Origin of the sequence: Brevundimonas sp. (assembly GCF_003248455.1) — a bacterium.
Taxonomy (GTDB): domain Bacteria; phylum Pseudomonadota; class Alphaproteobacteria; order Caulobacterales; family Caulobacteraceae; genus Brevundimonas.
The window spans coordinates 64040-71747 of record NZ_QFNM01000013.1 but is presented as its reverse complement, the minus strand read 5'-3'; the positions used below and the strand labels follow the sequence as shown (position 1 = coordinate 71747).

Here is a 7708-nt window from a genome sequence, read left to right as displayed (position 1 = left end):
GTCCTTCTTGACCGCGTCGCCGACCTTCTTGGTCCATTTGGCGATGGTGGCTTCGGTGACGGATTCACCGAGGGCGGGGGTCAGGATGTCGGCCATGTCAGGTCCAGCTCGTCTCTAGATCGGGTCTTCTACAGGTGTATCAGGCGAAGGCTTCGGTGGTGAAGGCTTCCAGTTCCTTCAGGTGGCGGCTCATCAGACCGGCCGCGGTGGAGGCGGAGCCGGGCCGTCCGACGTAGCGGGCGCGCTTGGCCTTGACGTCCAGCTTGTCCAGCGTCAGCTCCAGCCACGGGTCCACGAAGGTCCAGCCGCCCATGTTCTTCGGCTCTTCCTGGCACCAGACCAGTTCGGCGTTGGGGAAGCGGGCCAGCTCCTTGCGCAGCGACTGGATCGGCCACGGATAGAACTGCTCCAGGCGCAGGATGTAGACGTCGTCCACCGACTGTCCGTCCTTGGCCTTCTTCTCGCGCGCGTCGAGCAGGTCGTAATAGACCTTGCCCGAGCACAGGATGACGCGGCGGATGTCCTTGTCCGCCTTGATCGTGACGCCGGCGATCTCGGGCCGCGTCTGGGCGTCGTCGTGCAGGACGCGGTGGAAGGCCGAGCCCTCCGCCAGGTCCGCCATGGACGAGACCGCCTTCTTGTGACGCAGCAGCGACTTGGGCGTCATCAGGATCAGCGGCTTGCGGAACGGCCGGTGCATCTGGCGACGCAGGATGTGGAAATAGTTGGCCGGGGTGGTGCAGTTGGCGACCTGCATATTGTCTTCGGCGCACTGTTGCAGGAACCGCTCCAGGCGGGCCGAGGAGTGTTCCGGTCCCTGCCCTTCGTAGCCGTGCGGCAGCAGCATGGTCAGGCCGCTCATCCGCAGCCACTTGCGTTCGCCCGAAGAGATGAACTGATCGATCACCACCTGGGCGCCGTTCACGAAGTCGCCGAACTGGGCCTCCCACATGACCAGCGTATTGGGGTCGGTCAGCGAATAGCCGTATTCGAAGCCCAGCACCGCCTCTTCCGACAGGGCCGAGTCGATGACCTCGAAATTGGCCTGGCCTTCGCGCAGGTTGTTCAGCGGGACGTAGCGCTCTTCGGTGGTCTGGTCGATGATGCCCGAGTGGCGCTGCGAGAAGGTGCCGCGCACCGAATCCTGGCCCGACAGACGGATCGGGAAGCCCTCGTCGAGCAGGGAGGCGAAGGCCAGGCTCTCGGCCGTGGCCCAGTCCAGGCCCTGGCCCGAAACGACCGCCTCGCGGCGGGCCTCGATCACCCGCTTCAACGTCTTGTGCATGTCGACGCTGTTGGGAATGGTGGTCAGGCGGTGGCCCAGGTCGGTCAGCTTGGCCAGCGGAACGGCGGTGTCGCCGCGCAGCTCGTCCTTGGGCGCCTGGAAGCCCTGCCATTGGCCGTCCAGCCAGTCGGCCTTTTCGGCGGACCAGGTCTTGCCGGCCTCGAACTGCTCGTCGAGGAATTTCTCGAACCGCTCGACCTCGGCGTCGACCTCGGCTTGGGTGATCACGCCTTCGGCCACCAGACGCCGCGCATACAGCTCGCGCGTCGAGGGCTGGGCGCGGATCTTCGAATACATCAGCGGCTGGGTGAAGGTGGGGTCGTCGCCTTCGTTGTGACCGAAGCGGCGATAGCAGAACATGTCCACCACCACGTCCTTGTGGAACTTCTGCCGGTATTCGGTGGCGACCTTGGCGGCGAAGACGACCGCTTCGGGGTCGTCGCCGTTGACGTGGAAGATCGGCGCCTGGACCATCAGCGCCACATCCGACGGATAGGGCGACGAGCGCGAGTTGCGCGGGCTGGTGGTGAAGCCGATCTGGTTGTTGATGACGAAGTGCAGCGTGCCGCCGGTGCGGTAGCCCTTCAGCCCCATCAGGGCGAAGCATTCCGCGACCACGCCTTGGCCGGCGAAGGCGGCGTCGCCGTGGATCAGCAGCGGCACGACCTTGGAACGATCCAGCGCCCACTGGCCCTCGGGCACGCCCTCGTTGGCCTCGCGGATGTCGAACGCCTGTTTGGCGCGCGCCTTGCCCAGCACCACCGGGTTGACGATCTCGAGGTGGGACGGGTTGGCGGTCAGCGACAGGTGGACGTGGTTGCCGTCGAACTCGCGGTTCGACGAGGCGCCCATGTGATATTTGACGTCGCCCGAGCCCTCGATCACGGCCGAGCCGCCCTGGAACTCGTGGAAGATGACCTTGTAGGGCTTGCCCATCACGGCGGCGAGCACGTTCAGGCGGCCGCGGTGGGCCATGCCCAGCACGACCTCGTCCACGCCCAGCGAACCGCCGCGCTTGATGACCTGCTCCAGCGCCGGGACCATGGCCTCGCCGCCGTCCAGGCCGAACCGCTTGGTGCCGGGGAAGCGTTTGTGCAGGAAGCGTTCGAAACCCTCGGCCTCGACCAGCTTGGACAGGATGGCCAGCTTGCCTTCCTTGGAGAAGGCGTTCTGCTCGAACTTGTCGGCGCCCTCGAACCGCTGCTGCAGCCAGGATTTCTCCTCCGGCTCGGCGATATGCATGAACTGGATGCCGACCGTGCCGCAATAGGTGCGCTTCAGGATGTCCAGGACTTCGCGGATCGTGCCGGTCTGCAGGCCCAGCACGCCGTCCAGGAAGATCGGACGGTCCAGATCGGCGCCGGTGAAGCCGTAGAATTCGGGCGTCAGCTCGGGATTGTCGACCGGCTGTTCGATGCCCAGCGGGTCCAGCTTGGCCTGCAGGTGGCCGCGCACCCGATAGCTGCGGATCAGCATCAGGGCGCGGATGGAATCGTGGGCGGCGGCGCGGATCTCGTCCCCAGAGGCGGGAGCCGAAACCTCGGCGGGCGCGGCGGCCTTGGCGGGGGCCGCAGACGCGCCCGGCTTCTTGGGATCGGGCTTGGGAGCCGGCCAACGGCCGTCGAAGACGGCGGTCGCCTCGCTGGGTTCGGCGGCGACATCACGGCCCCAGGCGCCGGCCTCGGCCGAGGCCTTCACGCTGGCGGCGTTGTCGCGAAGCTGGTCGAAGAAGGCCTTCCACTCCGCCGAGACCGAGCCGGGATCATTGGCCCATTTCTCGTGAAGCTCCTCGATATAGGCCGCGTTGGACCCGTAGAGGAAGGAGGTCTCGGCAAAGACCTGATTCAGCCGACCCGCATCGTCCGCCATCGTTCTCGCAATCCTTTGGCCGCCCTTGGACACATCTCCGTGAGGGGTGCGCCCGTCATATAGGCGCGCTTTCCTTATGGGTCATGACCGAAACAGGGCAATTCGAAGAGAAAATGGTCGAACGCGACCAAAAATTGCGTCCGCCCCCTCGGCGGCGTCGGCGCTGCGACGGAACGCCACAGGAAATCCTGCCGTTAGCTTCTGTGGACTCTAGGGTGAAAAGGGAACGTGTGATGCGCAAGTACGGCTACGCCTGGGTCACCCTGGGTTTCTTCCTGTTCTCGCTCGTTCTTCACTGGGTCTTCGGCTGGTTCGCCTATGTGGACGAGGCCCGCCAGCACGCCCAGGCGCCCGAGACGATGGGCTATGTCATCGAGATGGGCCGGGACACGTTCGAGAACTGGCAGTCGGAATTTCTTCAACTGCTCTGGCAGGTCGCCGGCCTGGCCTATCTGCTCTATGTCGGCTCTCCCTCGTCCAAGGAAGGCGACGACCGCGCCGAGGCCAAGCTGGACGCGCTGCTTCAACTGGTGGGGCGTGAACGGGGCGAGGAACTGATCCGCCAGATCGACGAAAGGCATGACCGGCGAACCGGCCATGCCTCCATCCACACATGATCGACGCTTGCGGCGGACCGCGTGGCGGTTCCGTCTAGACGATCCTGCCTTAGCCCTTCAGCACTTCGACCAGGGTCTTGCCCAGGCGGGCCGGCGATTCCGACATGCGGATGCCGGCGGCTTCCATCGCCGCGATCTTGGATTCCGCATCGCCCTTGCCGCCCGAGACGACGGCGCCGGCATGGCCCATGGTGCGGCCCTTGGGCGCGGTGCGACCGGCGATGAAGCCGGCCATCGGCTTCTTGCGGCCCTTCTTGGCCTCGTCGATCAGGAACTGGGCGGCGTCTTCCTCGGCCCCGCCGCCGATCTCGCCGATCATGATGATCGAGGTGGTTTCCGGGTCGGCCAGGAACAGCTCCAGCACGTCGATGAACTCGGTGCCCTTGACCGGGTCGCCGCCGATGCCGACGGCCGTGGTCTGGCCCAGGCCTTCGTTGGTGGTCTGGAACACGGCCTCATAGGTCAGGGTGCCCGAACGCGACACGATGCCGACCGAGCCCTTCTTGAAGATGTTGCCCGGCATGATGCCGATCTTGCATTCGTCCGGCGTCAGGATGCCCGGGCAGTTCGGGCCCAGCAGGCGCGACTTGGAGACTTCCAGACGGCGCTTGACCTTGACCATGTCCAGCACCGGGATGCCCTCGGTGATGCAGGTGATGAAGGGGATCTCGGCGTCGATGGCCTCGATGATGGCCGCGGCCGCGCCCGACGGCGGCACATAGATGACCGAGGCGTCGGCGCCGGTGGCGTCCCTGGCTTCGGCGACCGAGGCGTAGATCGGCAGGGTTTCGCCGTGCGAGCCGGTCCAGTTGGTCCCGCCCTTGGTCGGGTGCACGCCGGCGACCATCTTGGTGTGGTGATAGGCCAGGGCCTGTTCGGTGTGGAAGCCGCCGGTCTTGCCGGTCAGGCCCTGGACGATGATCTTGGTGTCTTTGTTGACGAGGATGGACATTGGTCTATCGATCTCTGGAATGTGTCGGTCAGCAGGGCGGTGGCGGTGAGGGCGAGGCGCCTCAGCCGACCGCCGCGACGATCTTCTGGGCGGCGTCGTCGAGGTCGTCCGCCGCCGTGATGGCCAGGCCCGACTCGTTGAGGATTTTCTTGCCCAGTTCGGCGTTGGTGCCTTCCAGGCGCACGACCAGCGGCACCTTCAGACCCACTTCCTTGACGGCCGCGACCACGCCCTCGGCGATGACGTCGCACTTCATGATGCCGCCGAAGATGTTGACCAGGATGCCCTCGACCTTGGGGTCGGCGGTGATGATCTTGAAGGCCGCAGCGACCTTGTCCTTGCCGGCGCCGCCGCCGACGTCGCAGAAGTTGGCCGGCTCCTTGCCGTACAGCTTGATGATGTCCATCGTCGCCATGGCCAGGCCCGCGCCGTTGACCATGCAGCCGATGTTGCCGTCCAGGGCGACATAGGCCAGGTCCCATTTGGAGGCCTCGATCTCCTTGGCGTCTTCCTCCGTCTCGTCGCGCAGGGCCTTCATGTCGTCGTGACGGAACAGGGCGTTGCCGTCGAAGCTGACCTTGGCGTCCAGGACGCGCAGATGGCCGTCCTTCATCACGATCAGCGGGTTCACCTCCAGCAGCGCCATGTCCTTCTCGACGAAGGCGGCGTAGAGGGCCGGGAACAGCGACTTGGCGTCCTCGGCGGCCGGGCCGGTCAGGCCGTAGGTCGAGACGATCTTGGCCACGTCGGCGTCGGTCACGCCCGTTTCCGGGTCGATGGCGACGGTGACGATCTTTTCGGGGGTGTCGTGGGCGACGGCCTCGATGTCCATGCCGCCCTCGGTCGAGATGACGAAGGCGACGCGGCCGACTTCGCGATCGACCAGCAGCGAGCAGTACAGTTCGCGGTCGATGTCGGCGCCGTCCTCGATATAGAGGCGGTTGACCTGTTTGCCGGCCTCGCCCGTCTGGGCCGTGACCAGGGTGGCACCCAACATTTCCTTGGCGTGGGCGACGGCCTCTTCGACCGAGAAGGCCAGGCGCACGCCGCCCTTGGCGTCGGCCGGCAGTTCCTTGAACTTGCCCTTGCCGCGTCCGCCGGCGTGGATTTGCGATTTCACGACATAGAGCGGGCCGGGCAGGGATTTGGCGGCCGCCTCGACCTGATCGACCGACGTCACCGCGACGCCTTCGGCGACGGGGGCGCCGAAGCCCTTGAGAACCTGCTTGGCCTGATATTCGTGGATGTTCATAAAAACCGCCGCAATCTTCGCTGGGGAGAGTTGCGGGGCTTATAGGCCCCGCCCCTTCGCGGGTGCAACAGCATGTGAACCGCGAATTAGTCGACCCAGTCGCGTTTCAGCGTGCGCGAGGCCCCGATCAGCAGGATCGCCGCCAGCAGATAGAAGCCCATGCCGGTGTAGATGGCCCAGCGCAGGCTCTCCTCGCCGAAGGTCGGCGCCAGCAGATCGCTCATCCAGCCGAAATAGTAGAAGCCGACGGCCAGTCCCAAGAGGTTGTTGATCAGCAGGAACAGGGCCGAGGCGGTCGAACGCATCGCGGCCGGAACCAGATGCTGGACCGCCGCCGTGATCGGCCCCAGCCAGGCCAGGTTCAGGCCCGTCGGAACCAGGAAGATCAGGAAGGCCAGAACCAGTTGCTGGGTGTGGCTGCCCCCGCCCGGCAGGACCAGGCCGATCAGCCAGGGCGAGTTCATCGCCAGGATGAAACAGGGCGCCGAGATCAGGAAGGCGACGGCCGGCGTCAGCGGATAGGCGCCCTTGCCCTTTCTGGACAGTTTGTCGGCGATCATTCCGCCCATCCAGATGCCCAGCACGCCGCCGATCAGGGCGATGCCGGAATAGTACCAGCTGGTCTGGCGCAGGGTCAGGTCGAAGCTGCGCATGAAGAACAGCGGCAGCCAGCCGGCGACCCCGTAGCCGCAGACCGAAGACGAGGCGGCGCCCAGGGCCAGCAGCCAGAAGCTGGGCTTCCTGACCACGACCGAGGCCGTGCGCCGCGCGATCATCAGGCTGACGCCGATGACCAGGGCCAGCAGACCGCCGAAGCCGAACACCAGCGGATCGCCCGGCGAGACGCCGGTCAACCCGGAGACGGCCGCCAGGATCAGCAGGCCTGCGCCCAGGCCCAGCATGATCTGGGCCGCGATCCTTCCGGCCCGGTCGGAGGCCGCGACGGGGGCGGGAACGGGGTGCGAAGCAACGGCGGCGGTCGCCTCGGACTTGACCGGATCGGTCCCGCCGCGCTGGGGATCGCGCACGGTCAGGCGCAGCAGGGGGGCGACCAGCACGCCCAGCAGGCCCACGACGACGAAGGCGGTGCGCCAGCCGTAGGTCGCCGCCAGCAGCCCGCCCACCAGCGTCCCCGCCGCCGTGCCCAGCGGAATGCCGAAGGCGAAGGCCGCAAGCGCCCGCGCCCGCTGGTGCGGCGGGAAATAGTCGGCGATCAGCGAATAGGCCGGGGCCACGCCGCCCGCCTCGCCCACGCCCACGCCCATCCGGCACAGGAACAGCTGGCCGAACGAGCCGGCCATGCCGCACAGGGCGGTGAAGCCCGACCAGACCGCCAGCGCCCCGGTCATGATCCACACCCGGCTGAACCGGTCGGCCAGCCAGGCCAGGGGAATGGCCAGGGTCGAATAGACCGAGGCGAAGGCGATGCCGCCCAGCAAGCCGAACTGGCTGTCGGACATGCCGAACTCGGCCTTCAGCGGGGCGGCCAGGATGCCGATGATCTGCCGATCCAGGAAGTTCAGCATGTAGATCAGGATCAGCACCGCCAGCACATAGAAGCGGTAGCCGGGCCGCTGGGGCCGCGTGTCCCGATCCGCCCTCTTCTCGACCGTCAGCGTCTCCGTCGTCATCGGCGTTTTCCCTCGGCTTCGTCTTTTCGTTGGAGCGAGCCTAGCCCTAGGCCGGCCCCGAAAGCAAAGGGCGGCGGCCCGTCGGACCGCCGCCCCTCGCAT

General features: G+C 66.5%; 6 protein-coding genes. 1 reads left to right on the top strand and 5 read right to left on the bottom strand.

Annotated features, from left to right (window positions below; translation table 11 throughout):
- Both DI624_RS06780 and DI624_RS06775 read right to left on the bottom strand, forming a co-directional pair.
- Window positions 1–96 (bottom strand): biotin/lipoyl-containing protein (locus tag DI624_RS06780; protein WP_291536933.1); only part of this gene is annotated, 96 nt, incomplete at its 3' end.
- A gap of 43 nt (window positions 97–139) precedes the next feature.
- Window positions 140–3154, bottom strand: a complete 3015-nt coding sequence (locus tag DI624_RS06775) for a 2-oxoglutarate dehydrogenase E1 component (RefSeq protein WP_291536926.1) — start codon at window positions 3152–3154, stop codon at window positions 140–142.
- Window positions 3155–3387: 233 nt separating this feature from the next.
- On the opposite strand from DI624_RS06775, the gene DI624_RS06770 reads away from it, so the two are divergent.
- The gene (locus tag DI624_RS06770; protein WP_074291641.1) at window positions 3388–3771 is read left to right on the top strand and encodes a DUF6766 family protein; all 384 of its coding nucleotides are present in this window, start codon (window positions 3388–3390) and stop codon (window positions 3769–3771) included.
- A 49-nt stretch (window positions 3772–3820) separates the two neighbouring features.
- On the opposite strand, the gene sucD is transcribed toward DI624_RS06770, so the two are convergent.
- From sucD to DI624_RS06755, 3 genes are all read right to left on the bottom strand, one after another.
- On the bottom strand, window positions 3821–4723 hold the full coding sequence (sucD, locus tag DI624_RS06765) for a succinate--CoA ligase subunit alpha (protein ID WP_291536919.1): 903 nt from the start codon (window positions 4721–4723) through the stop codon (window positions 3821–3823).
- A gap of 61 nt (window positions 4724–4784) precedes the next feature.
- Window positions 4785–5975, bottom strand: a complete 1191-nt coding sequence (gene sucC / locus DI624_RS06760) for an ADP-forming succinate--CoA ligase subunit beta (RefSeq protein ID WP_291536917.1) — start codon at window positions 5973–5975, stop codon at window positions 4785–4787.
- 86 nt (window positions 5976–6061) lie between these two features.
- The gene (locus DI624_RS06755; protein ID WP_291536916.1) at window positions 6062–7606 is read right to left on the bottom strand and encodes an MFS transporter; all 1545 of its coding nucleotides are present in this window, start codon (window positions 7604–7606) and stop codon (window positions 6062–6064) included.
- Between the last annotated feature and the right edge of the window lie 102 nt (window positions 7607–7708).

What these genes read in the sequence shown, in the direction of transcription:
- DI624_RS06775 (WP_291536926.1), bottom strand. Translation starts at nt 3,154, where the DNA reads ATGGCGGACGATGCGGGTCGGCTGAATCAGGTCTTTGCCGAGACCTCC.
- DI624_RS06770 (WP_074291641.1), top strand. Translation starts at nt 3,388, where the DNA reads ATGCGCAAGTACGGCTACGCCTGGGTCACCCTGGGTTTCTTCCTGTTC.
- sucD (WP_291536919.1), bottom strand. Translation starts at nt 4,723, where the DNA reads ATGTCCATCCTCGTCAACAAAGACACCAAGATCATCGTCCAGGGCCTG.
- sucC (WP_291536917.1), bottom strand. Translation starts at nt 5,975, where the DNA reads ATGAACATCCACGAATATCAGGCCAAGCAGGTTCTCAAGGGCTTCGGC.
- DI624_RS06755 (WP_291536916.1), bottom strand. Translation starts at nt 7,606, where the DNA reads ATGACGACGGAGACGCTGACGGTCGAGAAGAGGGCGGATCGGGACACG.